We start from the raw sequence: 23,791 nt of genomic DNA on the forward strand, positions 1-23,791 counted from the left end.
TGGAGTTGTCTTTGGTTGCATTATCGGCGCTGTCAAAGCATCCATGAAGCATGAATACACTGCAGAAGCCCAAGCACATACTCAACTTTTTCATGATCGTTTACCTGCTAGTGAATTTGGCTGTTCATTTCAGGCTGCTGGCTTGAGTACGACCTTCGTCCAGCCATCGTCACGTGCGTCGAAGTGCTTATAGGCATCTGGGCCTTCGGCGAGCTTGAGTCGATGAGAAATGATCTGAGATGGTTTGGCACGACCGTGATGGATAAGCTCGGCCAAGCGACGGTTATAGACTTTGACGTTAGCCTGCCCAGTTCGAATCTGCTGCCCCTTGAACCAGAAAGCGCCGAAGTCGAAGGCCATCTTGCCTTCTTTGGCCAGTTCATTTTTAGCGCCTGGATCCTGCGGTACAAACACTCCAACGACACCGATGCCCCCCGTCGCTTTTGTCGAGGCGACAAGGTTATTCATAGTGAGATGATTGGCCTCATGACCGTGGCGGTCGCAGCATTGGTAACCAACACACTCACATCCTCGATCGGTGCCTTTGCCGTGAGTCAGATTTAAGATTTGGTCCACTGCCTCTTTCTCAAGCGAGTTGATGGGCGTAGCACCCATCTGAGCGGCGAGCTTTAAACGGTCGGGATGATTGTCGACCACGAACACCTGAGAGGCGCCCTTGATGATTGCTGAGTGGGCGGCCATTAAACCCACCGGGCCGGCGCCGTAGATGGCAATGCTCTCCCCAGGAAGGAGGCCCGCCAGCTCGGTTGCATGCCAGCCCGTCGGTAAGATGTCGGACAGCATGACGTAGTCTTCTTCACGCTCTTGCGCATCTTCTGGCAGCACCAGGCAGTTGAAGTCTGCATAAGGCACCCGAAGCAGTTCGGCCTGCCCTCCCTGATAAGGGCCCATGTCAGCGAACCCGTATGCAGCACCCGCGCTGCCTGGGTTAGCGGTCAGGCAGAATCCGGTCAGACCTTTTTCACAGTTTTCGCAAAAGCCGCAGCCGATGTTAAATGGCAGGCATACGCGGTCGCCTACCTTTACCCGATCCACACCGGCGCCAACTTCGATGACCTCGCCCAGATTCTCATGGCCAAACACTCTGCCGGTTTCGAAAGAGGTTCGGCCTTCATACATATGCAGATCAGATCCGCAGATATTAGTGGCCGTCACCCGCACCAGAACGTCGGTGGGTTTTTGAATTTTGGCGTCCGGCACATTTTGCACACTGACGTCACGAGGGCCGTTGTAAACGATGGCTTTCATAGCGTTCTCCCAGAGGCAAGACGAAAGGGATTTTTCGTCAGCACATGTTTAATCTGTCCGAGAGAGCAAATCGTATGTTCAAGAAATTCGAGGCATGTCTGACGAGCGGTACATTCTCAAAATCGCTCAAAAAATCTGAATTATTCGCCCTCGTATCCCTCTCTTTTTTATCGATAGAGATTGAGAGGTTGGCTTGAGTTATCTGGATTGGGTTCAGTGGCCCGCCATGGCAGTGACAGTGATCGCCGCGTGGCTTATCGGGTCTCAACGCCCCGCGAGAAGAATGGCCGGGTTCTTCTGTTTTATTTTGAGTAATGTCCTATGGGTCATTTGGGGGGCTTATGCGGAGGCCTACGCACTGATCGTGCTGCAGATCTGTCTTTGCTCGATGAACCTACGTGGGTTTAAAAAGAACTTTCAGAATCAGTAGGCGCGATTCATTCGGAGGCCTGGCGACCGCGCTGATTTTTCCTGAACCCACGAACATTCATGCCAAGCAAAATGCACTCGAGCACAATCAATCCGAACGCATTTGTGTGCCATCCCCAGATTACCCATAGCGCGTTGCTGAGGATAAACCCCCAAAAGGCAATCATGCGTCGGCGCGGTTGTTGAGAACCGATATACCAAGCTGACATGACAGTCACTACCATGGCGGGCCATTGCACCCAATCAATCAGATCCACCAGGTCACCCAACCCCGAGGCCAGAATCTGAACCTATGGACGGCTCGACACCTTTGTCGGTATTGGGAGGCATAAGGGAAGCCAGATAATCTCCAAATCCACCCCGGCACTTGTAGTCCCGGCGTGCACTGGTGAGCACAGGATTGGTAGCTGTCCAGACAATACGTGCTCCAATCCTCTCGAGGTCTGCAACCAGTTGAACATCCTCGTGTGCCATCAAATGCTTGAACCCACCAGCGTTCCGATAAGCCTCGGCACTCAGGCCGAGATTGGCCCCATGGATATGGCGATGGTGCTCGATGAACTGGTACAACGCCAGGTATTGAGTGCGAACCGCCTCGCCGTATTCTCTCCAGCTGTCGACCTCAACTGTTCCACACACCGCGTCAGCGTCAAACTCAATCTGACGCGCTAGCCAATCGGGCGGTACAACGGTATCGGCATCCGTGAAAGCAAGCCACCGTGCACCAGCTTTCAGTAACTGCTCAGCACCTACAGCTCTCGTCTTACCCACGTTTTGAAAGGAGACACCAATCGACTGTATGCCCATCGCCGCGACCATTGCCTCCGTGCTATCTGAGCAGTCATCCAAGACGACAAGTATCTCGACCAACTGATCTTTTAGCGACGGGTGTTCAACCGCGAGGAGTACGGACTCAAGGCATTGGCTGATATAGCGTTCTTCGTTATGAGCAGGTATCACGATCCCTATCATTTTCTCTCCCTTACCTCGCGACGTGTGCCCAGCAATCGACACCGCCCTGATAAGGAAGGTTTAAAGAATCTGTCGTAGCGAGAGCAGCTCCATCTAAAGGAACGTTTCGGAGCGCCATTATCCTGCCAGTATTTACGCCGCGGCATTCTGAACTAGCCTTGTCGTGTTTAGGCTTTTAATGCGGAGAACTGATGGACACGCTAACCAAAGTGGAGGTTGAAGCAGCCCTTTCCGCTCGCCTTCCTAACTGCGCAGTTCACTGTGCGTTCAATCCCGACGGCAGCCTTTCGGTGACCGTGACGGCGCACGATGCTGATCAGTTCACCATCGCCAATATCAATCGCGCCCGCTATCAAGGGGAATCAGGAATCAATAGGCTCATACGGGAAATACTGGAAGAAATGGTCATATCGAGACAATCTTCCAGGCGCTCATCTGTGGGGTAATAAACAGGTATTCATATGCCGGACTCTACTGAAGCGACGATGCATTCAATCAAAATTGAATACCTAGTGGACACGCTGTTCGGAGTGAATCCACTCGCAAGCGAGTGCAGAGCACGCATAATACGCAAAGCGTCCGGATTTCAGCTGCAAGTCGCACTGCCGTGGCCTTGCGAGCTACAACATGCCCACACACTTACCTTCGAATGGGAGGGCGGCTCCTACCGTGGGGTGGTGCACCACACTGAAAAACTTCCCAGTGGAGAGCTGCTGTTGGACGTCGCCCCATAAGCTCAGTCGTGATGGCGGAGAAGCTGGAAATTGCGCCTGCCGCTGCTGTTACGCCGAGGGATCACGCTTCAGATGGGCTTTGGCTTCCAGCACGGCCCGGGCATGCCCCGAATCAGCCAGTTGTTTGAGTTCCTCACATTGGTCCCAATCAATGACACCGCCGCTTAACAGCGCTTTGGCACCGTCCAGCAGAGCACGGTGGTAAGCATCCGGAGAATTGGCGCGGTAATCGTAGTCGTTCAACGCCTTGTACCAAGCTTTGAGCTCGGGTCGTTGGGGTAAGTGGCTCATAATGCTCATCCTGTTTGGAGCAGGGTTTGTCTTTTCGCCTATTTCTATGTGAGAGCGTCGCCGACCTGAATGTTCAAACACAATCACCCCAAAGCCCCCCCTATTCAGCATTGGTGGATAGCGCTGCACGCCACTCGTCGAGGGATATGCACAGCGTTAAAACTTTATTTACCGTTGCACCCTCCCACTTGTGAAGAGAAAAGAATTTTCTCCTAGATGAATCGATTCAATTGAATCCGACAGTGTGAACGCTGCGTGGAGATGACAATCATGAACCTGCGCCTCCCCATGTTTTTGATCTCGTGTTTTACCTTTTCAAACGCCTTGGCTGCGGCGTGTGATGTCTACACGCACTCTCAGAGCGATCAGGTACCCGTGGTTGAACAGCACACCTGCTACACGTACGAAGGCGTGCCTTCCGACGCTATCGATTGGTCGTGCAGCAACGAAAACAAGGACATGATGAACACAAAAAAAACCAAGATCGCTCAATGCGCCGGCGACTATACGGCCAGTTGCAAGGCAACACTCACACAGGAGGCACTTGCGAATCCTCATGCAACCGCCAAAGTTCCTGGCCACGCGGGCGCGATGCTTCCCAGCAACGCTGGGGTGGTGACCTATCACTACGCCGCACAGGACCTTAAGCAAGCCAAAATCGATTGTGAGAAAGACGGCGGGCAGTGGACGTGGCAGTCAGCTCAATAACCGGATTTCAAATGGCGCATCCCATACGAACGGCTTTGAGAATGGTACAACTGCGCCAATACCGCTTATGTTTAAGCGCGGTGATACGGTGCCCAATAACCCAGACCTGCCCGTACTTTTTTATTCAGAGGCACTGTCCAAGCCCTTCGACGACCTTGCGGCACTCTTTGAAGCAATGTTCGCCAGCCAAGGTTGGCCACCTCAGTGGCGTGATCGGATCTACAACTATCATCATTACATACACAGGGGCACGAAGTGCTGGGTGTCGCAAGCGGCCATGCTCAGCTGATGCTGGGTGGTGAGCACGGGCAGGTTCTGAACGTGAGTACAGGCGATGTGTTGCTGTTGCCGGCAGGCACCGGACATTGCAGTCTGAGCGCCAGTAAAGACTTCCTCGTAGTAGGCGCCTATCCGCCAGGCCAGCATGCGGATATCTGCCGCGAGGCGCCCACCCCGGCACAATTGAGAAATATCGAACGGCTACCATTTCCTGATGAGGGGCCAGTAAAGGGCGATCAACGTGTTTTTCGCAGGCTGTGGGTCAGAGATCGCTAAGCGCCCTCTCCCGCCATGGCTAGCTGGTGAAAATGCGGCAATGATTTCAGGGCATGGAGGGATGCCGCCAATTGGACCTCCTCGCGCGATCCCATGAAGCGTTCCTTTCGACTGAACACGCTCAGACCTCGCCTTACTCGATAGGCCCAGGCAAAACACACAGTTCCAGGAGGTATTCCATCGACCACATCAGGACCGAGTATGCCTGTGGTCGCGATGGCTACATTTGCCGGGCTGTCGTCCAGCGCCCCGAGAACCATCTCCCGAGCAACCTCACGACTCGTGAGATTAAAAGTATTTATGGTGTACGCGCGTACTTTTAGTAGTCGGTGCTTCGCTTCTGGCGAGTAGACAACATAACCACTCTCAATACATGCCCCCCCTCCGTCGACCTCGGAAAGCAATGTGATAATTTTTCCCGCGGTACAAGACTCGGCCGTCGCAATGACCAGTCGATTGCGTTTGAGGTACTCCACGATAGAAGTGGCGACTAACATGATAATTGCTCCTGCGCGCGAGCGATTGCGCTATCACCCGTTCCAAAAAACGACCTTTCAGATCAATCAACGTTCAAGTGAAAGTGTTTTGAACGTGCACGGTGTCAGGATTTCCAACGTCTACAGAGTTGAACCTGACGTTCACGAATTCAGCTTGAGAGAAGGCAAGAGGATGGAACCTACGGCAATGATTACCAAGACAGCCAGAATGGCCAAGTCATGCTCCTTGGCGGCAACCTTTACCCTGTTAAGCGCCTGCGCTGGCAATCATTCTCCCTCGAACGTGGGGGCACCCGGTAAACCGACTGCTCCATCTACCCGAACCCTGGAAGCCGGTGCAGCCTTGCTCCAATCTCGTCCGCCTGTTGATGCATTGAACGCCTACCTGGACGGTTTTCACTTTTATAACGGCCATCCTGAGGTACAGATGGAAGCGCATCACTACTGCGCGATTCTCAATGAAGAGGTGATTCAATGCGTGATCTACGACGGCAATCGCAAGGATGCAAAGTTGATGGGCGTGGAATACATCATCAGCGAGCAGTTATTCACCACACTGCCTACCCCTGAAAAGGCGCTGTGGCACAGCCACGTGCACGAAGTGAAATCAGGACAACTGGTCGCGCCGGGAATCCCCGACGTGGCGGAGCACGCGTTGATGGAAAAACTGGTGCATACCTACGGTAAGACTTGGCATACCTGGCATACCGATCTCAACAAACGCCTGCCGCTGGGTGCGCCGCAACTGATGATGGGGTTTACCACCGATGGCCAGGCCGACCCTGGGATGGTCGCCGAGCGAGATAAGCGGATGGGTATCGACAGCACCGAAAAGAAGAAGACACGCATCGATATAGTTGCGCCACCCATCGCACCGGGTGCGGACGCATGGCAAAAGGGCACCGTTATTCAGATCACCGATCCGACTGTAACGGCCCATCAGCACTGAACGCACCACTCAGTCATTTGGATTGAACGATCATTTGCTAGCCCTTCTCTATCGCAAGACCAGAGATAGGAGGATGTCATGATGATTGATTCAGCAACCGGAATGAGTCCTGGCGAACGATACGCAGTGGAGAGCCTAGAGCGAACAAGGAGCTTTTGCGGTTTTTTCCTGGATGGAAAATATTACCTGGGTCCTGAACTCTTGACGGCTGTCGGGTGGCTGGAGGGCCAGACATTTATTTACGACGAGCTCGACGCCTTAGGCGACCCGGTATTCCCCGACCGTGTCGCTGGCACGATTGAAAACCTTGCCCTCGTACTGGCCGACGGTGCCCGTTTGAAACTCCATCCGATACCTGTTCATGTGCCCGAGGATTTGCCTGCACGCGCGCCTGTAATGGGAAAAAACAATGGCCAGTTACACGGCAAAACGGTGGTGATCACCGGCGCCTCAAGCGGCATAGGTCGTGCTGCTGCTCACGCATTCGCAGAACAAAGTACCCGGTTAGTCTTGGCGGCTCGTGATGAAAAGGCGCTGGCAGAAGTGGTCGAGGAATGTGCTGTACGCGGCGCGCAGGCGATCGCCGTTAAAACCGATGTGACACATGGCGACCAAATGCGCGCGCTGGCGGAAAAGGCTGCGGCTTTCGGAAATGGCCGCATCGATATCTGGATCAATAACGCCGGTGTAGGGGCCGTCGGCAGCTTCGAAAACACGCCTTTGGAAGCACACGAACAAGTACTGCAAACAGACCTGCTCGGTTACCTGCGTGGAGCCCACGTGGCGTGGCCCTATTTCAAAGGCCAGAAAAGCGGGATTCTGATCAATACACTCTCGCTGGGAAGTTGGGTCGCCCAGCCTTTTGCTGCCGCGTATTCAGCCAGTAAATATGGCCTGCGTGGCTTGACCGAAGCACTGCGCGGCGAATTGGTTGGCTACCCGAATATTCATGTGTGCGACATCTATCCCGCCGTGATGGATACACCAGGCTTTCGCGATGGCGCAAATTTTACCAGCCATGCATTGACGCCGCCGCCTCCGGTCTATGATCCGCGTCAGGTGGCGCGGGCGATGGTCGCTTGTGCGCTGCAACCGAGGAACAGCACCACTGTGGGTGCCGCCGCAACCATCGCTCGAGTCGCGCATTTTTTGCTGCCAGCCTTTCCCCAGGTATCAGGCTGGCTCACCCGCACCGCCCTACAACGGGCACCCCACTCTGCGACTTCGTCGGGCAACCTGTTTGGACCCGCCAGCGGTGAGCGCCGCATTGAAGGCGGGTGGCGGCAAACACGCCGCTTACCTTATTGGTTGGTTGCAGCAAGCGCAGCGCTGTTACTCAGCGGTGTGGTCATTGCTCGCAAGCATTCAACAAACAACAAGCCGCATAACTGAAATTGGGGGGCAGCCGCCCCGTTTAAATGAGGTAAATCAGCATGTCTTACAACTTCCAAGGTAACGCGAGCGTAATGACTGCCTCTCGTCATTTGGGCACACCATCGGATGAATGTTTGAATGAGTCAGCAGAGATCCATCTGAGCAGCAGTGGAAAACCAACGATTGCGCGTTTGGACTTCGACAAGCCACTGGATTGGCCGGGTAATCCTAACTTTGTCGCAGTCCATTTACCCGATGGCTCCACCGTGAGTGGCGTCATCGTCGATATAGATCGGCCCACGAATGCGCCCGGATGGGTCACGTTTACAGTAGATGATTGAGGTGTGATAAGCGCCGAAGCTCATCCATCGAATTGTCGAACAATTTTTTTGAATCTTTTTTGACGTCAAATATCTGTAATTCATGAGCATAAGGAGGTCTCATGAAAGATAACAATCTATTCACCATCGAGTATCAGCTTCACGGCGAATCGAAGTTCTTCATCGTGCGCGCTTCGCAAATGAACAATGCCGAGGCTTGGCATTGGGCCGCTTGCGATGCAGGCGTCGCCGTCATACCGAAATTTGGCCAACACACCCTCAAGCGTGTCTCCAAACCGATGGCGGAAAAATACGGCATCACGCAGGTACGCTGGAGCGCCGCGACGCAGGTGCAGTGGGCGGAGGGTCTCGCATGATGAACAGCCAGACGCTTGGTTATACGACGAGACAAGCACGCGATGATGAGGTCGCGCGAAATAACGAGATGTTTTTTGAAGCCGACCGACTGGATGCGCGAGCGTACAAAATCATCGAGTCCTACAACGGCGACGCGCAGACGTGGGCGCGCTTCATCGAAGCGAAGAAAGCTGCAGATGCGCAACGCACCGCCGCTTACCAAGAGTGGATGCGCATCCATCGTACAAAGCGAAGATAGCCGTCAGCCCTGTCGAAAACAGGGCTGACGCCCGGTCAAGTATCACGCCCCTGACTCAGGGTCTTTTGAAGGCCCGCCAGGGGCGACGCCGCCTTGACCGACGTCCGCCTTCCAGGGGCGGTCGACCGTCGGGTCCTCCGATTTGTCGTTGCGCTTTGCCGTATCGGGCCGCACCTTTTGCCCGGTTTGCCCCGACGTATGGGGTTTGGATGGTGGGTTCATGACGCCTCTCAATCACTGATATGCAGCACGACCTTGCCGTGCACATGCTCATTGGCCAGGTAATCCAGCGCCTGCACCGCAGCCTCCAACTCGAATACCTTGGCGAGGTAGACCTGCACATTGCCTGCCTCGATCAAGCCGGCGATCTCTGTCAGCTCCTCGCCACGTGGCGCCGCGGTAAACCGTGCGCCGGTCTTGCCGGCTGCCTGCGGATGGCTGGCGTCGGGCATCGTCAGGGTCGACACCAGCCGGCCCCCCTCCCCCAGCACTTGCCAGGAACGGGCCTGCGTGTCGCCGCCGATCAAATCAATCACCAGGTCAAACTCCTTGCAAATGTCCTCAAAACGCTCGGCCTTGTAGTCGATCGCGCGGTCTGCCCCCAGCTCGCGCAAGAACGGCAGGCTGTCCGTGGAGGCGGTGGCGTATACCTGGGCACCCTTGACCTTGGCAAACTGCACGGCAAAGTGGCCCACCCCGCCGGTCCCGCCATGGATCAGCACCTTCTGCCCTTGCTCGATCTGCCCGTGCTCCACCAGGGCCTGCCAAGCGGTGTGGCCCGCCAGCGGTACACCGGCCGCAACCGGCCAATCCAGTGACTGGGGGATATGCGCCAGATGCACCGCCGGTACCCGCGAATACTCCGCATAGCCACCGTCGGCGCCAATCATCGCAAACACCCGATCGCCCTTCTTGAAATCGCTGACGCCCTGCCCGACTTTTTCTACCAGGCCGGCGACTTCACGGCCGAGGGTCAGCGGGAGTTTGTCCTGCTTGACCTCCGGGTATTGGCCTTCACGAATCTTGTAGTCCACAGGGTTGATACCCACAAAAAAATTCTTGACCAGCACCTCGCCTGCCAGAGGCTCCGGCACCTCGACGTCACAAAATTGCATGACCTCGGGGCCGCCAAACTGCTCAATCCTGATTGCTTTCATGGTACGCACCTCATTGTCTGTTCAAAGCACACAGGGGTGTGGAGGACCGCCGATGTCCATGGGTTCACTTGATATCGAGCAACACTGACAAACGGCATCTTCCACCCACGAATCCACTCGAACCTTTGCGTCTACCGGCCCGTCCCAACTGTATTCAGCCAAGACCCGGGAGTGCCTGATGCTTATCTACCCCAAAAGCCATTTCCAGCCTTATACCAATGCCTGTGGCGGTTGGGGTTCGGCCAAGTCGGTGATGCAGATCCTGTGGCGCGAACAAGCGCTGGCCAAGGCGCCCGCCGCGCTGTTCAAACAGAACAAGCCCGACGGGTTTGCGTGCGTCAGTTGCGCCTGGGCCAAGCCCGGCCATCCCCATGCGCTGGAGTTCTGTGAGAACGGCGCCAAGGCCACCGCCTGGGAACTAACGTCTCTCAAGACAGACCCGGCGTTCTTTGCCGAGCACAGCCTCAGCGACCTGCGTACCTGGCCCGACTATGCGCTGGAGCAGCATGGCCGCCTGACCCACCCGCTACGCTACGACCCCGACACTGATCATTACCGGGAAACCTCCTGGGAAGAGGCCTACCGTGAAATCGGCGCCCAACTCAAAGCCATGGACCCCGACAGCGTGGTGTTCTATGCCTCCGGGCGGGCGTCGCTGGAAACCTCGTTTATGTACCAGTTGTTCGCGCGCGCCTACGGCACCAACAACCTGCCCGACAGCTCCAACATGTGCCACGAGAGTACCTCGGTAGGGTTGCAGGAAAGCATAGGCGTGCCGGTAGGCACCGTGACCCTGGCAGACTTCGAGCACACCGATTGCCTGTTTTTCTTTGGCCAGAATGTCGGCAGCAATAGCCCGCGCATGCTGCATCAACTGCAGGACGTGCGTCGCCGCGATGTGCCCATCATCACCTTCAACCCCCTGCGCGAACGCGGCCTGGAGCGTTTCGTCAACCCGCAGTCCCCCACGGAAATGCTTACGCCCGACTCGACCTTGATCAGCACCCAGTACCATCAGGTGGCAATCGGCGGTGACACGGCAGCGATCACCGGTATCGCCAAGGCGTTGCTGGAAATGGATGACCTCGCCACCGAGCAAGGCAGCCCGGCGGTACTCGATCATGACTTCATCGCCGGCCACACCGACGGCTTCGAAACCTTCACCACCTATGTCCGTGGCTGTGCCTGGCCAAAGTTGGAGCACCAGAGCGGGCTGACGCGCGGCGCACTGGAAGCCGCCGCGACCGTGTATGCCCACAGCCAACGCGTGATGTTCGTCTACGGCATGGGGCTGACCCAACATCGACACGGCGTGGCCAACGTGCAGATGCTGGTCAACCTGCTGCTGCTGCGCGGCAATATCGGCAAGGCCGGTGCCGGGATCTGCCCGGTGCGCGGCCACTCCAATGTGCAAGGCCAGCGCACGGTAGGCATTACCGAAGACCCGAAAAAAGTACCGGCGGAGTTGATCGAGCAGCACTTCGGCTTCAAGGTGCCAGAGAAAATGGGCGTGTGCACGGTGGATGCGTGCGAAGGAATTCTCAGCGGCCAGGTGCGCGGTTTTGTCGGCCTGGGCGGCAACTTTCTGCGGGCAATTCCGGACACCTCGCGCATGGAGCCCGCCTGGCAAGGGTTGCACCTGAACGTACAGGTCGCCACCAAGCTCAACCGCACGCACTTGCTGCCGGCGCGTCACCAGTGGCTGCTGCCATGTCTGGGTCGCATCGAAATAGACCGGCAAAATGGCGTGGCGCAAACCTACACCACAGAAGACAGCACCGGCTGCATCCACAGCTGGCGTGGCAGCAGCGAGCCGGTCGACCCTCATGTGCGCGCCGAAGCCAGCATCGTCGCCGGGCTGGCCATGGCCACCCTCTCCCATCCCTGCAACATCGATTGGCAGGCCTGGAGCACCGACTACGCCAAGGTCCGCACGGCCATCGGGCAGATCTACCCGCAGATATTCCACGACATGGAAAGCCGTATGACCGAGCCTGGCGGCTTCCATCGCCCGATTGCCGCCGCGCAGCGCAAGTGGCTGACCCCGAGCGGCAAGGCGCAGTTCGTCAAGCCCGTGACCCTGGCCGAAGATGACGACGTGAACCTTGCGCAACCGGCACGGGATGTCCTGCAACTGATGACGCTGCGCAGCAACGATCAGTTCAACACCACCATTTACGGTTATGACGATCGCTTTCGCGGGGTCAGCGGCACGCGCGAGGTGATTTTCATGCACTGCAACGACATCGTGCGCCTGGGCTTCACGCCCGGCGCGCAGGTGATGTTGACCACTGCCATCGAACCGGAGGTCAAGCGCCAGGTCGGGCCATTCGAAATCATCGCCTACGACATTCCCGAAGGCTGCGCCGCGGCGTACTACCCCGAATGCAACCCGCTGGTGCCGCTCTGGCACCACGCTGAACGCAGCAAGGTGCCGGCCGCCAAATCGGTGCCGGTGCGGCTCAGCGCGTCGCCGATTCACCCAGGATGAACACCACCATTACCAGCAACCACAGCAGGTACACCCATCCAAACAGGCGTACCCAGCCGCGGTGCCGGTAAAGCCCTAAATAGAACAGCAACAACAGCAGGAACTGGCCGGCGGCGGCGAGCATGATCACGCTGCCGAACCGGGGCTGATAGCGAACGCACAGTATCTGCACGGCCAGCAACAGCATCAGCGCCCCATAGACTTTCAACGCGCCCGCCTTGCTCATCTCAACGCCCCACCAGGTAGAGAGTGGGAAACAACAGGATCCAGATCCCGTCCACCAGGTGCCAATACAGGCTGATCATTTCCAGGCGCATCGCGCGCTGGTGAGGCGCCAACCGGTCGCGTTTCAACGCGCTGTACAGCCACAGGGCCAGGCCGACCGCGATCAACACATGCAGCCCGTGCAGCGCCGTGGCGATGAAGTACAGGTTCATGAACAACTGCGCCGACGGCGCCTGCCAGGTTGAGTGATCGGTAAAGCCGGGCAGCACGCCTTCGTGGATCTCCAGGCCGTATTCAACACCTTTGCAGCCCAGGAACAACACGCCCAATACGGCCGCACCCAGCAGACACCAGCCCACCCGGCGTGGCTCGCTGGCGGCCAGGGTCATCAACAAACTGCTGGTCAACAACAGGACTGTATTGCCCGTCGCCAACAGGTAATGCAGGCCCGCCACGGCCTCCGCCACCCCGTCCGGATGACGCAGCCGAAAGAACCACGCCACCATGATCAGGCTGCCGAACATCATCGCTTCGCTGGCCAGGAACAGCCACATGCCCAGGCGGGCGGCCTCGCGTTGCTGGGCCCAGGCCACGAACGGGTCGGCGGGCCTCTCGTCAGAGCGGATCACGGCGGGCCCCTGGGGAATAATCGTAGGCCTCGAAATCCACCGTCACCGGCGCTTCGAAGTTGTGCAGCGGCGGCGGCGAAGCCACGCGCCACTCCAGCCCGGCCGCCTCCCACGGATTGATCGGCGCCCGCTCGCCCCAGCGCAGGGAGCCGAGCAGGTAGAAAAATGGCAACACGTAGGCCAGCGCCAGGATCGAAGCCCCGGCGGACGACATCACGTTGAGGAACTGAAAGTCCGGATCGTAACTGTGATAGCGACGCGGCATGCCCAGGTAACCCAGGAGAAACTGCGGGAAAAACGTCAGGTTGAAGCCGCAGAAAATCAGGATCGCGGTGATCTTGCCCCACAGTTGCGAGTAAAGTCGGCCGGTGATCTTCGGCCACCAAAAATGCAAGGCCCCGAAGTACCCGGCCACGGCGGCGCCGACCATGATGTAGTGGAAGTGCGCGACCACAAAATAGGTGTCATGGGCATGCAGGTCGGCGGCCAGCAGCGCGAGGAACAGCCCGGTGACGCCGCCGACGATAAATAACCCGATAAACGTCAACGCAAACAGAAACGGCGCATGCAGGGTCAAGTCGCTTTTGTACAGCGTGGCACTCCAGTTATAGGCCTTGATCGCCGACGGAATCGCCACCAGAAAACTCAACAATGAGAACACCAGGCTGGCATACATCGACTGCCCGGCGACAAACATATGATGGCCCCACACTAGAAAGCCGATCACCGCAATCGCCACGCTGGACCAGGCGACAAAGCGGTAGCCGAAAATGCGCTTGTGCCCTGCCGCCGTGATCAACTCGCTGACCACCCCCATGGCCGGCAGAATCATGATGTACACCGCCGGGTGGCTGTAGAACCAGAACAGATGCTGGAACAGCAGCGGGTCGCCGCCCAATTTAGGGTCGAACACACCGATGTTGAACAGGTGCTCGGCGGCCACCAGCACCAGGGTGATCGCCAGCACGGGCGTGGCCAGCACCAGAATGATCGAGGTGGCGTACATAGACCAGATGAACAGCGGCAAGCGCATCCACGTCATGCCCGGCGCGCGCAGGGTATGCACGGTGGCGATGATATTGACGCCAGTGAAGATCGACGAAAACCCGGCAATGAATACGCCGCAGATCACCGCCACCACATGGCCGTTGCTGAACATCGTCGACAACGGCGTGTAGAAGGTCCAGCCGGTGTCCACCCCGCCGAGCAGCAGCGCCAGCAAGGTGAACAGGCCGCCACCCAGCAGCAAGTACCAACTGAACAGGTTCAGACGCGGAAAGGCCATGTCTTTGGCGCCGATCATGATCGGCACCAGGAAATTACCGAACACGCTCGGAATCGACGGAATCAGGAAAAACCACACCATGATCACCCCATGCAGGGTAAACGCGCGGTTGTAGCCATCGGCGGTGAGCAAATCCCCTTCCGGCGTGACCAGTTCAATGCGGATCAGGCTCGCCGCCAGCCCGCCGGCAAAGAAAAAGAAGGTCACGGTGAGCATGTACAGCACCGCAATACGTCTGTGATCGCGGGTCAGCAACCATGACCGCAGGCCCTGTGCATGCAAATAGCTGGGTTGGCTCATTGGTGTTTCTCCGCAAGTTCGCGCAGGTAAGCGACAAGCCGCTGCACCGCCTCTTCATCCAACAGATTGCTGTAGGTCGGCATGATCGGCAGGTAGCCGGCTACCAACTGTTTTTGCGGCAACAGGATGCTGTCGCGCAGGTAGGCTTCATCCGCTTTTACCTGACTGCCGTCGGCCAGTTGCACCGAACGGTTGAACACCCCGGCCAGCGGCGGCGCGTTGCCTGAGTCGTGGCAACTGGCGCAACCGTATTGGCGATACAGGGTCTCGCCCTGACGGGCAAGGTCAGCGCTGCTGCCGTTGTCTGCCAGCCAGTGCTCGTAATCGGCGGGGTTGAGCACCACCAGGCGCGCCAGCATTGCCGCGTGGTCGGTGCCGCAGTATTCGGCGCAATACACCTCGTAGGTGCCGCTGTGCTCGGCCTGGAACCACAACATGCTGTAGCGCCCCGGCAACACGTCTTGCTTGATACGCAGGCTGGGGAAAAACAGGCTGTGGATCACGTCCTCGGAAATCATGGTCAACTTCACCGGGCGCCGGGCCGGCACATGCAGGGTGTTGATCTCCCGCTGGCCACCCTGGTGCTGGAATTTCCACATCCATTGGCGCGCGGTGACCTGCACTTCCAGCGCATCCTCCGGCGGCGTGCGGGCGATGAAAAACAACCGCGCCGACAACAGGAAGACCACCAGCGAACCTATGAACGGCAAGATGATCCAGGCCAGCTCGATAGGTAGATTACTTTGCGGGCGATGGTCGCGGTCGGCGGGACGGCCGCGCCGATAGCGCCAGATAAACACCCAGAGCGCGACGAACACCGGCACCACGAACAGCGCCATCATGGCGGTGAAGCCGATCACCAGCCAATCGACCGATACTGCGTAATCCGAGGCTTGCGCCGGCCACAGGCGCAGAAAGTGTTCGTTCATCGCGCCTCCCTACGTTCGCGCCGCACCGCCCGCAAAATCAGCAGGCCGAGCACCAGCACCGTCGACACGCCTGCCACTTGCAGCAGCAGGATGATCCGGCTGCTGTAGGTGCCGCTCTGCGGGTCGTAGTGGTAGCACAGCAATAACAGTTGTTCCTTGATGGCCCCCAACTTGCCCTGCCCGGCCTCGGTCAATGCCAGGCGCAAGTCGCTGGGCTGATAGCCCAGGCCGTAGAGCCAGCGCGACAGGCGCCCGTCGCCCGTTACCACCGCGACTGCCGAGCTGTGGGCGTATTGCTGCTGTTGCGGGTCGAAGCGATAGCCGAAGCTGATCGAGTCCGCCAGGGCCTGGCTGGCCGACGCATCGCCAGTCAGCAGGTGCATACCAGGCTCGTCAGCCAGCGCTGGCCAGTGCTGGCTGAGCTTGGCCAACTCTTCCCGGGCGGCGCCCACGTCTTCGCGGGGGTCGAAACTGAAAGCGATCACCTGGAAGTCACGGCCCAGGCGATAAGGCTGGTTGGCCAGTTGGCTGAACAGTGTCGAAAGCGCCGCTCCGCAGACGTTCGGGCAACGGTAGTACAACGGCACCAGCAATGTGGGCTGGCCGTTGAGCAAGTCGCCTAGACGCACGGGGCGGCCCTGTTGGTCGGTGAAGCGACTGTCGAGCGCCAAGGGTCGGCCGACGTGGGCCGTGTCGATTCCGGCGGCGGTAAAGGGGTCGAATGGCTGCGCGGCGCCCGCTTGCGGCAGCCAACAGCACACCAATACGACGACCAGCAGCAGGCGCTCAATGCTCATCAGGCCATCCTCGCTCCAGCAGCAATTGCCGGGCCTGTGCCAAGGGCAGGTGCACGATGTGATGCTCACGGTCGACCCAGCCATAACTGTCCAGGAGCAGACGCTGGCGGGCCAGTTGCCGCTCACCCGCCTGCCGGGGATCAGCTTGTAGACGCGGCTCAGGGGGCAATAGGCGCTGGCGTTCCAGTGTGCTCATCGGCGGTTGTTGCACCTGTTGACGATAGCCGCTCAACAACCAGGCCACGCCGCCCAGGCTAAGGGCTATGGCCACACCCAGCAGCACCATTACCCGGGCGGCTTTTTTACCGTCAAAATCGTTGGGTTGGTATTCAGCGGTCATGACGCCTCCTTTGCCACTGCCGCCGCCACACGGCAAACAAGCCCGCGGCATACACCCCCTGGCACAGCACCGCGGTGAGGAGCATGCCAAGGGTCGCGTCGGGAAAAATCGACGGCAGGCTGATCCACATCGACTCGACAACCCCAAGCAACAAGATCGCCGCACAGCCCCACGTCAACACATTCATTCGCCCGCCCCATGGCGACGCGAGCACCACCAGGCACACCAGTTGCCCGGCGACCACCAGCGCCGTCAGTGCGCCCCACCCACCCGTCTCGCGCACGCGGTACCAGGCTGTTTCATGCGCCAGGTCCACCGACCAGATAATCAGGTACTGCATGAACTGCACGTAGATCCAGAACGCCAAGGCGCTTACCAGCAGACCGCGCAACAGCACACACTGGCGTGCGGGCAGCAGCACCACGTTCCAGCACAAGACACACAACCCGGCAAAGGCCAGGCCGTCGAGCAGTTGCCGGGCGATCAACAACAGGCCGAACACGCTGGAGACAAACCCCGCCTGCAACGACATGAGCCAGTCCACGGCGGCCAGGCTCGCCACCAGAGCGTACAGGATCAGCCCCGCCGCACTGCGCTTGCCCACCCAGCCGTGCACCACCCAGGCAAGCCCGCCGTACACCAGAGTACGTAGCACAAAAAACCACGGCGATAACCACAGGCCACGAAAGCCCGGGGCCGCCTGATCGAACCAGGGGTACACCCAGGGCATCGTGACGAGCACCGGCAACAGCATCGGGATGATCAGCAACACGGCGCTTGCACCCAAGCGACTGCCGGGATCCAGCAAAGGCTGCCAGCGACCGCTGACCAGAGGCGTCAGCAACGCAAGCAGCAGGCAACCCAGCGCGATATTGCTGCCATTGACCGCTGCCGCCAGGGTGCCCGCACCGACCCAGGCAGGCTGCCATACGCCGAGCACGGCAAGGCCGATGGCGGCAGCCAGCAACCACCACCGGCTCATTGGCCGGACTCCTCGAAGGCCTGGCGCACAGTCGGCGGCAGCGTTTGCAGGTCGGCGTGCTGGCTCAACTGCAGCACACGCAAGTGGGCGACAATCGCCCAGCGCTCATCGGGCTGAATGCGCGACGCGTAGCCGTACATCAAGCCTCGCCCGTCGGCAATCACCTGCATCAGTTGGTCATCGGAGGCGTTCAGCAACCGCGGTTCGATAAACGACGGCGGCGCCGGAAAACCACGACCCACCACCAGCCCATCGCCGAGCCCGCCCAGGCCATGGCACGGCGTGCAGAATGTTTGATAGCCCGCCTCGCCACGTGCCAGCAAGTCCGCACTCAGGGCCGGCCGTTGGCGCGCCAGCGCTTCACGTTGCAGATGCCCGCGCGCCACACTGCCGGCGGGAGGCTGGCGACTGCTGAGGCCATTGCCAAACAACGCGCCGGCGCGTTGTTCAAGCACCTTGGCCTGGCGTGACATGTCATCGCAGCCGCTGCACAGCAGCACCAGGCTCAATGCCCATGGCCAGGCATTCATGGCGCCACTTCCTGCACGCTCTGCGCGCGTTCGGCCAGCCAGGCGTGGGTCTGGTGCGCGTCGAACAACGGATCGCGCGCATCGATAAACAAGAAGAACCCATCGTCGCTGGCCGCTTCAAACCCCTCGACGCCGAACAACGGATGATGCAAGCGCGGCAGGCGACTGCACAGCAACAACGTCAACACCGCCGCCGTTGCTGCAAACACTACGGCGAACAAAAACGTCACCACTGCGAATGAAGGCAACGCCACCAAGGGGCGCCCGCCGATGTTCAAGGGATAGGCCCACACCGAACCGAGCTGCATCACCAGCGCCAGGACGACGCCCAGCCCGGCCCCCAGGCAGGCCATGCGCCCTACTCGCCTGGCGTCGACCGCCAGTACCGGCTCCAAGGCTTCCAGCGCAAACGGCGCGAAGGCATCCAGCCGCCGATAACCCAGGTCCCACGCGCTCACGGCGGCATCCACCAAGGGCTGGGGCGCCGGGAACCGCGCGAGTAAACCCAGGCACTCAGCCATCGCCGCGCTCCTGATGCAGCGCCTGCTTGACCTCGAACGCGGAAACCATCGGCACATAGCGCAGGAACAGGCTATAGGGCACCAGAAACACCCCGAAACTGCCGATAAACAGCGTCCAGTCCCACAGGGACGGCGTGTAATCGCCCCAGCTGGAAACCAGCAGATCACGCGTCTGCGGCGGGATCAGCAGCATGAAACGCTCGGCCCACATCCCCACCAGCACGGCCAGCGCCACCAGTGCCAATCGCGGCGGGCTTTGGCGCACGTTTCGCCACCAGAGCGCCTGGAGCACCCCGACATTGCAGACGATCGCCAACCAGAAACTCCACGCATACGCGCCGCTGATGCGCGCAAGCAGTACCTCGATTTCATGGGCGTCGCCGCTGTAGAACGGCATGAACAGATCGACCAGATACCCGTAGATGGTCAGCCAGCCGGTCGCCAGCAACAGGCGCCCGAGCATGTCCAGATGGCGTGGGGTGATCAGGCTTTCGATACACAACATCCAGCGCACGGCAATCGCCAGCAGCGCCACCAGGGCGAATCCGGAAAACACCGCACCGGCCACGAAATAGGCGGAAAACAAGGTGGAGTGCCAACCGCTCTGGGTGCCCATGGTCAGCAAAAACGAATAGCCACTCGACACCGTAAACACCAGCGGTATCGCGAGGATCGCCAACACCCGCGTGGTGCGCCGCCACAGCGCCCAATGCCGCTGCGACCCACGCCAGCCGAGCGCCAGCAAGCCATAAACCACCTGGCGCAGCGGCGTGCTGGCCCGGTCACGAGCTGCGGCGAAATCCGGAATGGCGCCCACCATCAGGAACAGCACCGACACCGTGAGGTACGACAGGATCGCAAACATGTCCCAGGCCGTCGGGCTTTTGAATTGCGGCCATAACCCCATTTCATTCGGGTAGGGCATGGTCCAGTAGAACAGCCAGGGACGGCCCAGGTGCAGGATCGGGTACAGCGCGGCGCAGATCACCGCCATCAGCGTCATCAACTCTGCCAGCCGGTTGAGGGTATGGCGCCAGGGCCGCTCGATCAGCAACAGCAAGGCCGAGATAAACGTGCCCGCGTGGCCGATCCCCAGCCACCAGATGTAGTTGAGGATGCCAAAGCCCCAATGCACCGGCTGATTATTGCCCCACATGCCCACTCCATTGCCCAGCAGCACAGCGACCGAACCCAGGTACACCAGCAACAACACCAGGCCGACACCGAACATCCAGCGCCAGGCAACGCGCCGGGGGAACTGCTGCAATGGCCCGAACACCTGCCGCGACACCTGCTGGTCGCTCAAATCCTTTGGCAGGAAATGCCCGGTGGCGTGCAGCAGCGGCTCAGCCTTCATCGCCGGCGCCCTCCTCCTCGATGCGCGCCAGGTAACTGGTACGCGGCCGGGTGCCGAGGGCTTCCAGCAAGCGGTAATGGCGGGGATCGCGGCGCGCGAGACTGACAGCGCTGGCGGGCGCGTTGATGTCACCAAACTGGATGGCCTGGCTGGGGCAGGTTTGCTGGCAAGCGGTGACCACCGCAGAGGGGTCGAAATCATCGCCGTGTTGCTTGTTGTCCGTGCGGGCGTTGCTGATGCGTTGGATGCAGTACGTGCATTTCTCCATCACGCCGCGGGAGCGTACCGTCACCTCGGGGTTGCGTTGGGCCTGAATCGACGGCGCGGCGTCGGCGCTCCAGTCCAGCCAATTGAAACGCCGCACTTTGTACGGGCAGTAAGAGGCGCACGTGCGGGTGCCTATGCAGCGGTTGTAGACCATCTGGTTCAAGCCATCGCGGCTATGCACGGTGGCGTTGACCGGGCAGCCTGTTTCGCAGGGCGCCTGCTCGCAGTGCATGCAGGGCAATGGCTGGAAGCGCGAACGCGGGGCCTCCAACGGCCCCTGGTAATAATGGTCGATGCGCAGCCAGTGCATGCTGCGCCCCTGGGCGACCTGCTCGGCGCCGACCACGGCAATGTTGTTCTCGGCCTGGCAGGCCACCACACAGGCATTGCAGCCGGTGCACAGGTCCAGATCAATGACCATGCCCCACTGCGGGCCGCTGTCGTCCACCGGGCTGTAGAGCGACGCGGGAATGGCCTGGGTCGCGACTTGTGGTTTGTCGCGTGAGACCACCCGGATGGGCGATTCTTGCGCTTGCGGCAACCGGTGATGTGACTGGGTGGCCGCCAGGGGAAAGTGCTCGCCGGTGCTTCGTAGGGAGGCACTGACGGAGAATTGCTCAGTGGGCCTCACCGCGTAACCCAGGCCATCACCGACGCGCCCGGCGTGGCTGCGACCGTAGCCGGTGTATAAGAAAATGACCTGGTCGGCCTGCCCGGGTTCAACCCAGGCGGGTCCGCGCACGGTCTGATCGGCCAGCGTCACCTCCACGCCGTCACCGTTGCTCACGCCCAACTGTTCGGCCAGGTGTGGCGAAAGCCCGATCACATTGCTCCAGGTCAGGGTGCTGATGGGCTTGGGCAATTCCTGCAGCCAGCCGGAGTTGGCGAAGCGCCCGTCCCACACGGTCGGGTCGGGACGGATGACGGCCTCTAATCCTTCGCCGACGTCGGCCGCCGCGAGGGCAATTGGCGTCATTTCCTCCACCTTGACTGGCGCTGGGGCCGGTTCAATCCAGCCATTGGCCAATGCCTCGCGCCATTGTTGCTGCGCGATATGCGCCCAGGTTGCGCGCACCAGCGCCAAGGCATCGGTCTCGGTTGAGTGCAGCAGCAAGTCGAGGACCTGATGCAGGGTGCGCGTCGAATACATCGGTTCGATCAGCGGCTGGACGATGCAGGCACTGCCGTCCGCCGCGCGGCTATCGCTCCAACCGTCCAGCGCATGATTGAGCGGCAGGTGCCAATGGCACAGCGCGGCGCTTTCGTCGTAGTAAAGCCCGGCATGCAAGCGAAATGGCACCTGGGGCAGCACATCTTGCAGGTAGGCATTTAGCACCGGGTTGCAGTCGAGTATCAGCAAATGGGTCACCGCTTCCTGGCTCAGTTGCGCAAGCGAACCCCACGATTGATTGGGCTCGTAACCCAATAACCTCGGCACCTGCCAGTCCAACGTTTGGCCTGCGTGCCCCAAGCGCTGGTTAAGCTGCATGACCTGCGCCTGCAACGCCTCGGATGCCTGCTGGCTAATACCGATCAGGCCGCGCCCCGGGTGGGCCTTGAGCGCAGCTGCGGCGTCCTGCACCCACTGCCGTTGCTCCGGGTTCAGGCGCGGCGTTCCGGGCAGGTCCTGGCCTAGCGCCTGGCTCAGCGCAAGCAGCAGGCCGGGCAACTGCGACGGTGCCGTGGGCAAGCGCGCGGTGGCGGCAGCGCCAGTGAGGCTCGGAACACTTTCAGCCACGAATACCAACGCGGCGCCCTCACCCTTCGCTGCCTGGCGGCGACGTTCAGCCCAGCCGCGCTGGAGCACCGTCTGATACGGACCGCTGCCCAGCGGGTCATACTCCAGGCACACCAGTACCTCGGCCTGTTCCAGGTGAACGTGCGCGGCCAATGGCTGACCGAACGCGCGTTCGCTGGCTCGCAGGGCGGCCGTCTCGGCAAAGGCTTCGCCATGGTACAGGCGCACCTCAGGCCAGCGTTGTTGCAGTTGGTCGAGCTGGCGCTTGAGGGTCGGTGAACTGCTGGCCCCACAGACGATGTGCAAGCCCTTGCCGCGAGCGCTGTCCAGCACCTGCTGCTCGTGAGCCAGCGCCGCGCGCACATCCGGCCAACTGGCTTCCCGACCTTTGAAACGCGGCGCCTGGGAACGGTCCGGATCATAGAGTTGCAGGATCGCCGCTTGAGTAAACGCATCGCAGGCGCCGCCCGACACGGGATGGTCCGGGTTGCCTTCAAGCTTGATCGGTCTGCCTGCAACGGTCTTGCCCAACACGGGCTGGGCAACACCGCCAAACGGGATGGCGGTGGCGTACCAGGCCGGCACGCCTGGCGTCAGATTGACCGGCTGACTGACCGCCGTCACTGCCTGTTCCGGGGTCTTGCCACAGGCGGCCAACCCCGCCATGGCGATGGACGCTGCCATCAACTGCAGGAAACGCCGTCGATCCATCAGCGGCGCCACACCTGCAAATTCCGCCTCTATCAGCGCTTGAGCGTCAGGGGACTCGGCAAGCGCCTCAAGCCCGCGCCAATAGGCCTGCCCTTCAAGTCCGGCCAGTTGTTCACGCACAACGGAGAAGTCCAGCGGCTTACTCATCGGTGGCACGTCCCGCAGTCGGTAAGGCCCCGGGTATCGATGTGCCGCGCGATCATCAGGCGCTCACCCAATTGGCGACGGTCCTCGGAAGGTTTCCACTGCATATTGGTGACCTGCTCCAGGGGACGCAGATGGGGCGCCGGGTCACGGTGACAGGCCAGGCACTGGCCCATGTTCAGCGGTTGCGCCTTGAACATCAGTTGCATGCGGTCGACCTGACCATGGCAGTCACTGCAGCCGACGCCGGCGTTCACATGGACGCCGTGATGGAAATACACGTAGTCCGGCAGCTTGGCGATGCGTTGCCATTGCAGGGGCTCAAGCTCACGCAGGCTCTTGCGCAACGGCTCCAGCACATCGGCATGTGTCCATACCTGGGAATGACAACTCATGCAGGTTTCGGTGGGTGGCAGGCTGGCCATCGCGGAGGACTGCACCGCGCTGTGGCAATAACGGCAGTCGATCTTGAGTTCGCCCGCGTGGTGGGCATGGCTGAAGGGCAATGGCTGCTCGACCACCCAGTTACGGCCGGTGCGGTAGTCGGTGCTGTCCAGAGTCAACGCCACTAGCAAACCTCCCGAGAGCCCGGCGATCAGCAGCAACAGTCCTACGCGCAGCCAGGTATCGGCCGAGTGCCTGAAAATCTGCGTCATTGCCGGATTCTCATGTGC

28 protein-coding genes are annotated in these 23,791 nt (G+C 59.9%); 9 read left to right on the top strand and 19 right to left on the bottom strand.

Going from position 1 to position 23,791, the window contains the following annotated elements:
* Nucleotides 1-129: 129 nt before the first annotated feature.
* Nucleotides 130-1,269: a glutathione-independent formaldehyde dehydrogenase gene (locus AB4N82_RS25355; RefSeq protein WP_460103643.1), complete on the bottom strand. Its 1,140-nt coding sequence runs from the start codon at nt 1,267-1,269 to the stop codon at nt 130-132.
* A gap of 226 nt (nt 1,270-1,495) precedes the next feature.
* On the opposite strand from AB4N82_RS25355, the gene AB4N82_RS25360 reads away from it, so the two are divergent.
* Nucleotides 1,496-1,699, top strand: coding sequence for a hypothetical protein (locus tag AB4N82_RS25360; RefSeq protein ID WP_045792439.1), 204 nt, complete (start codon nt 1,496-1,498; stop codon nt 1,697-1,699).
* 7 nt (nt 1,700-1,706) lie between these two features.
* Here the strand turns inward: AB4N82_RS25360 and AB4N82_RS25365 are convergent, their stop codons facing one another.
* On the bottom strand, nt 1,707-1,955 hold the full coding sequence (locus tag AB4N82_RS25365) for a hypothetical protein (protein ID WP_213551398.1): 249 nt from the start codon (nt 1,953-1,955) through the stop codon (nt 1,707-1,709).
* Nucleotides 1,956-1,959: 4 nt separating this feature from the next.
* A complete protein-coding gene (locus AB4N82_RS25370) occupies nt 1,960-2,670 on the bottom strand; it encodes a glycosyltransferase family 2 protein (RefSeq protein ID WP_460103646.1) in 711 nt (236 codons plus the stop codon).
* A gap of 191 nt (nt 2,671-2,861) precedes the next feature.
* On the opposite strand from AB4N82_RS25370, the gene AB4N82_RS25375 reads away from it, so the two are divergent.
* Nucleotides 2,862-3,116, top strand: a complete 255-nt coding sequence (locus tag AB4N82_RS25375) for a hypothetical protein (RefSeq protein WP_460103649.1) — start codon at nt 2,862-2,864, stop codon at nt 3,114-3,116.
* A 336-nt stretch (nt 3,117-3,452) separates the two neighbouring features.
* On the opposite strand, the gene AB4N82_RS25380 is transcribed toward AB4N82_RS25375, so the two are convergent.
* Nucleotides 3,453-3,695, bottom strand: a complete 243-nt coding sequence (locus AB4N82_RS25380) for a hypothetical protein (protein ID WP_460103652.1) — start codon at nt 3,693-3,695, stop codon at nt 3,453-3,455.
* Nucleotides 3,696-3,965: 270 nt separating this feature from the next.
* Here AB4N82_RS25380 and AB4N82_RS25385 point away from each other — a divergent pair, with 270 nt between their 5' ends.
* Nucleotides 3,966-4,403 (top strand): hypothetical protein, encoded by a 438-nt coding sequence (locus AB4N82_RS25385; RefSeq protein WP_122307200.1) that lies wholly within the window; start codon nt 3,966-3,968, stop codon nt 4,401-4,403.
* 234 nt (nt 4,404-4,637) lie between these two features.
* Here AB4N82_RS25385 and AB4N82_RS25390 read toward each other — a convergent pair whose 3' ends face one another.
* Together AB4N82_RS25390 and AB4N82_RS25395 are read right to left on the bottom strand one after the other, a co-directional pair.
* Nucleotides 4,638-4,829, bottom strand: a complete 192-nt coding sequence (locus tag AB4N82_RS25390) for a hypothetical protein (protein ID WP_460103656.1) — start codon at nt 4,827-4,829, stop codon at nt 4,638-4,640.
* A gap of 125 nt (nt 4,830-4,954) precedes the next feature.
* A complete protein-coding gene (locus AB4N82_RS25395) occupies nt 4,955-5,455 on the bottom strand; it encodes a CinA family protein (RefSeq protein WP_460103659.1) in 501 nt (166 codons plus the stop codon).
* A 187-nt stretch (nt 5,456-5,642) separates the two neighbouring features.
* On the opposite strand from AB4N82_RS25395, the gene AB4N82_RS25400 reads away from it, so the two are divergent.
* The 5 genes from AB4N82_RS25400 (at nt 5,643) to AB4N82_RS25420 (ending at nt 8,714) form a co-directional block, all read left to right on the top strand.
* Nucleotides 5,643-6,404 carry an OBAP family protein gene (locus tag AB4N82_RS25400; RefSeq protein ID WP_069787800.1) on the top strand — a complete coding sequence of 254 codons (762 nt, stop codon included), beginning with the start codon at nt 5,643-5,645 and terminating at the stop codon, nt 6,402-6,404.
* Between the two features lie 81 nt (nt 6,405-6,485).
* Nucleotides 6,486-7,796 (top strand): SDR family oxidoreductase, encoded by a 1,311-nt coding sequence (locus tag AB4N82_RS25405; RefSeq protein ID WP_460105170.1) that lies wholly within the window; start codon nt 6,486-6,488, stop codon nt 7,794-7,796.
* Between the two features lie 41 nt (nt 7,797-7,837).
* Nucleotides 7,838-8,119 (top strand): hypothetical protein, encoded by a 282-nt coding sequence (locus AB4N82_RS25410; protein ID WP_078828226.1) that lies wholly within the window; start codon nt 7,838-7,840, stop codon nt 8,117-8,119.
* 101 nt (nt 8,120-8,220) lie between these two features.
* Nucleotides 8,221-8,475, top strand: a complete 255-nt coding sequence (locus AB4N82_RS25415) for a DUF6555 family protein (RefSeq protein ID WP_460103662.1) — start codon at nt 8,221-8,223, stop codon at nt 8,473-8,475.
* Nucleotides 8,475-8,714 carry a hypothetical protein gene (locus AB4N82_RS25420; RefSeq protein ID WP_460105172.1) on the top strand — a complete coding sequence of 80 codons (240 nt, stop codon included), beginning with the start codon at nt 8,475-8,477 and terminating at the stop codon, nt 8,712-8,714. The genes AB4N82_RS25415 and AB4N82_RS25420 overlap by 1 nt, the downstream gene beginning before the upstream one ends.
* Nucleotides 8,715-8,944: 230 nt before the next feature.
* Here AB4N82_RS25420 and AB4N82_RS25425 read toward each other — a convergent pair whose 3' ends face one another.
* Nucleotides 8,945-9,871 carry an NADP-dependent oxidoreductase gene (locus tag AB4N82_RS25425; RefSeq protein WP_460103665.1) on the bottom strand — a complete coding sequence of 309 codons (927 nt, stop codon included), beginning with the start codon at nt 9,869-9,871 and terminating at the stop codon, nt 8,945-8,947.
* Nucleotides 9,872-10,049: 178 nt separating this feature from the next.
* Between AB4N82_RS25425 and AB4N82_RS25430 the strand changes: the two genes are divergently transcribed.
* The gene (locus AB4N82_RS25430) at nt 10,050-12,362 is read left to right on the top strand and encodes an FdhF/YdeP family oxidoreductase (RefSeq protein ID WP_179028457.1); all 2,313 of its coding nucleotides are present in this window, start codon (nt 10,050-10,052) and stop codon (nt 12,360-12,362) included.
* Here AB4N82_RS25430 and AB4N82_RS25435 read toward each other — a convergent pair.
* Genes AB4N82_RS25435 through AB4N82_RS25490 form a run of 12 tightly spaced genes read right to left on the bottom strand, consistent with a single transcriptional unit; the run spans nt 12,334 to nt 23,773 of the window.
* Nucleotides 12,334-12,588, bottom strand: coding sequence for a hypothetical protein (locus tag AB4N82_RS25435; protein WP_069787804.1), 255 nt, complete (start codon nt 12,586-12,588; stop codon nt 12,334-12,336). The two genes, AB4N82_RS25430 and AB4N82_RS25435, sit on opposite strands and share 29 nt — an antisense overlap.
* Nucleotide 12,589: 1 nt before the next feature.
* Nucleotides 12,590-13,216, bottom strand: coding sequence for a cytochrome c oxidase subunit 3 (locus AB4N82_RS25440; RefSeq protein ID WP_069787805.1), 627 nt, complete (start codon nt 13,214-13,216; stop codon nt 12,590-12,592).
* On the bottom strand, nt 13,203-14,801 hold the full coding sequence (locus AB4N82_RS25445) for a cytochrome c oxidase subunit I (protein WP_460103670.1): 1,599 nt from the start codon (nt 14,799-14,801) through the stop codon (nt 13,203-13,205). The genes AB4N82_RS25440 and AB4N82_RS25445 overlap by 14 nt, the downstream gene beginning before the upstream one ends.
* A complete protein-coding gene (coxB, locus tag AB4N82_RS25450; protein WP_065946790.1) occupies nt 14,798-15,730 on the bottom strand; it encodes a cytochrome c oxidase subunit II in 933 nt (310 codons plus the stop codon). Before coxB ends, AB4N82_RS25445 begins: the two co-directional genes overlap by 4 nt.
* Nucleotides 15,727-16,527 (bottom strand): SCO family protein, encoded by an 801-nt coding sequence (locus AB4N82_RS25455; RefSeq protein WP_460103674.1) that lies wholly within the window; start codon nt 16,525-16,527, stop codon nt 15,727-15,729. The genes coxB and AB4N82_RS25455 overlap by 4 nt, the downstream gene beginning before the upstream one ends.
* Nucleotides 16,517-16,867, bottom strand: a complete 351-nt coding sequence (locus tag AB4N82_RS25460; protein ID WP_460103676.1) for a hypothetical protein — start codon at nt 16,865-16,867, stop codon at nt 16,517-16,519. The genes AB4N82_RS25455 and AB4N82_RS25460 overlap by 11 nt, the downstream gene beginning before the upstream one ends.
* Nucleotides 16,857-17,849 (bottom strand): hypothetical protein, encoded by a 993-nt coding sequence (locus AB4N82_RS25465; protein WP_460103679.1) that lies wholly within the window; start codon nt 17,847-17,849, stop codon nt 16,857-16,859. Before AB4N82_RS25465 ends, AB4N82_RS25460 begins: the two co-directional genes overlap by 11 nt.
* Nucleotides 17,846-18,379, bottom strand: coding sequence for a c-type cytochrome (locus AB4N82_RS25470; RefSeq protein ID WP_069787810.1), 534 nt, complete (start codon nt 18,377-18,379; stop codon nt 17,846-17,848). Before AB4N82_RS25470 ends, AB4N82_RS25465 begins: the two co-directional genes overlap by 4 nt.
* Complete coding sequence (locus tag AB4N82_RS25475; RefSeq protein WP_179028461.1) at nt 18,376-18,900, bottom strand: DUF3341 domain-containing protein; 525 nt, start codon at nt 18,898-18,900, stop codon at nt 18,376-18,378. Before AB4N82_RS25475 ends, AB4N82_RS25470 begins: the two co-directional genes overlap by 4 nt.
* On the bottom strand, nt 18,893-20,257 hold the full coding sequence (gene nrfD, locus AB4N82_RS25480) for an NrfD/PsrC family molybdoenzyme membrane anchor subunit (RefSeq protein WP_069787812.1): 1,365 nt from the start codon (nt 20,255-20,257) through the stop codon (nt 18,893-18,895). Before nrfD ends, AB4N82_RS25475 begins: the two co-directional genes overlap by 8 nt.
* On the bottom strand, nt 20,247-23,120 hold the full coding sequence (locus tag AB4N82_RS25485) for a TAT-variant-translocated molybdopterin oxidoreductase (RefSeq protein WP_460103683.1): 2,874 nt from the start codon (nt 23,118-23,120) through the stop codon (nt 20,247-20,249). The genes nrfD and AB4N82_RS25485 overlap by 11 nt, the downstream gene beginning before the upstream one ends.
* On the bottom strand, nt 23,117-23,773 hold the full coding sequence (locus AB4N82_RS25490; protein ID WP_460103686.1) for a cytochrome c3 family protein: 657 nt from the start codon (nt 23,771-23,773) through the stop codon (nt 23,117-23,119). Before AB4N82_RS25490 ends, AB4N82_RS25485 begins: the two co-directional genes overlap by 4 nt.
* Between the last annotated feature and the right edge of the window lie 18 nt (nt 23,774-23,791).

Source organism: Pseudomonas sp. H1_D04 (assembly GCF_054683855.1).

What these genes read in the sequence shown, in the direction of transcription:
- AB4N82_RS25475 (WP_179028461.1), bottom strand. Translation starts at nt 18,900, where the DNA reads ATGGCTGAGTGCCTGGGTTTACTCGCGCGGTTCCCGGCGCCCCAGCCC.
- AB4N82_RS25415 (WP_460103662.1), top strand. Translation starts at nt 8,221, where the DNA reads ATGAAAGATAACAATCTATTCACCATCGAGTATCAGCTTCACGGCGAA.
- AB4N82_RS25375 (WP_460103649.1), top strand. Translation starts at nt 2,862, where the DNA reads ATGGACACGCTAACCAAAGTGGAGGTTGAAGCAGCCCTTTCCGCTCGC.
- AB4N82_RS25380 (WP_460103652.1), bottom strand. Translation starts at nt 3,695, where the DNA reads ATGAGCCACTTACCCCAACGACCCGAGCTCAAAGCTTGGTACAAGGCG.
- AB4N82_RS25400 (WP_069787800.1), top strand. Translation starts at nt 5,643, where the DNA reads ATGATTACCAAGACAGCCAGAATGGCCAAGTCATGCTCCTTGGCGGCA.
- AB4N82_RS25385 (WP_122307200.1), top strand. Translation starts at nt 3,966, where the DNA reads ATGAACCTGCGCCTCCCCATGTTTTTGATCTCGTGTTTTACCTTTTCA.
- AB4N82_RS25420 (WP_460105172.1), top strand. Translation starts at nt 8,475, where the DNA reads ATGAACAGCCAGACGCTTGGTTATACGACGAGACAAGCACGCGATGAT.
- AB4N82_RS25445 (WP_460103670.1), bottom strand. Translation starts at nt 14,801, where the DNA reads ATGAGCCAACCCAGCTATTTGCATGCACAGGGCCTGCGGTCATGGTTG.
- AB4N82_RS25370 (WP_460103646.1), bottom strand. Translation starts at nt 2,670, where the DNA reads ATGATAGGGATCGTGATACCTGCTCATAACGAAGAACGCTATATCAGC.
- nrfD (WP_069787812.1), bottom strand. Translation starts at nt 20,257, where the DNA reads ATGAAGGCTGAGCCGCTGCTGCACGCCACCGGGCATTTCCTGCCAAAG.
- AB4N82_RS25410 (WP_078828226.1), top strand. Translation starts at nt 7,838, where the DNA reads ATGTCTTACAACTTCCAAGGTAACGCGAGCGTAATGACTGCCTCTCGT.
- AB4N82_RS25460 (WP_460103676.1), bottom strand. Translation starts at nt 16,867, where the DNA reads ATGACCGCTGAATACCAACCCAACGATTTTGACGGTAAAAAAGCCGCC.
- AB4N82_RS25390 (WP_460103656.1), bottom strand. Translation starts at nt 4,829, where the DNA reads ATGCTGGCCTGGCGGATAGGCGCCTACTACGAGGAAGTCTTTACTGGC.
- AB4N82_RS25485 (WP_460103683.1), bottom strand. Translation starts at nt 23,120, where the DNA reads ATGAGTAAGCCGCTGGACTTCTCCGTTGTGCGTGAACAACTGGCCGGA.
- coxB (WP_065946790.1), bottom strand. Translation starts at nt 15,730, where the DNA reads ATGAACGAACACTTTCTGCGCCTGTGGCCGGCGCAAGCCTCGGATTAC.
- AB4N82_RS25355 (WP_460103643.1), bottom strand. Translation starts at nt 1,269, where the DNA reads ATGAAAGCCATCGTTTACAACGGCCCTCGTGACGTCAGTGTGCAAAAT.
- AB4N82_RS25490 (WP_460103686.1), bottom strand. Translation starts at nt 23,773, where the DNA reads ATGACGCAGATTTTCAGGCACTCGGCCGATACCTGGCTGCGCGTAGGA.
- AB4N82_RS25395 (WP_460103659.1), bottom strand. Translation starts at nt 5,455, where the DNA reads ATGTTAGTCGCCACTTCTATCGTGGAGTACCTCAAACGCAATCGACTG.
- AB4N82_RS25455 (WP_460103674.1), bottom strand. Translation starts at nt 16,527, where the DNA reads ATGAGCATTGAGCGCCTGCTGCTGGTCGTCGTATTGGTGTGCTGTTGG.
- AB4N82_RS25405 (WP_460105170.1), top strand. Translation starts at nt 6,486, where the DNA reads ATGATTGATTCAGCAACCGGAATGAGTCCTGGCGAACGATACGCAGTG.
- AB4N82_RS25470 (WP_069787810.1), bottom strand. Translation starts at nt 18,379, where the DNA reads ATGAATGCCTGGCCATGGGCATTGAGCCTGGTGCTGCTGTGCAGCGGC.
- AB4N82_RS25430 (WP_179028457.1), top strand. Translation starts at nt 10,050, where the DNA reads ATGCTTATCTACCCCAAAAGCCATTTCCAGCCTTATACCAATGCCTGT.
- AB4N82_RS25360 (WP_045792439.1), top strand. Translation starts at nt 1,496, where the DNA reads ATGGCAGTGACAGTGATCGCCGCGTGGCTTATCGGGTCTCAACGCCCC.
- AB4N82_RS25435 (WP_069787804.1), bottom strand. Translation starts at nt 12,588, where the DNA reads ATGAGCAAGGCGGGCGCGTTGAAAGTCTATGGGGCGCTGATGCTGTTG.
- AB4N82_RS25425 (WP_460103665.1), bottom strand. Translation starts at nt 9,871, where the DNA reads ATGAAAGCAATCAGGATTGAGCAGTTTGGCGGCCCCGAGGTCATGCAA.
- AB4N82_RS25465 (WP_460103679.1), bottom strand. Translation starts at nt 17,849, where the DNA reads ATGAGCCGGTGGTGGTTGCTGGCTGCCGCCATCGGCCTTGCCGTGCTC.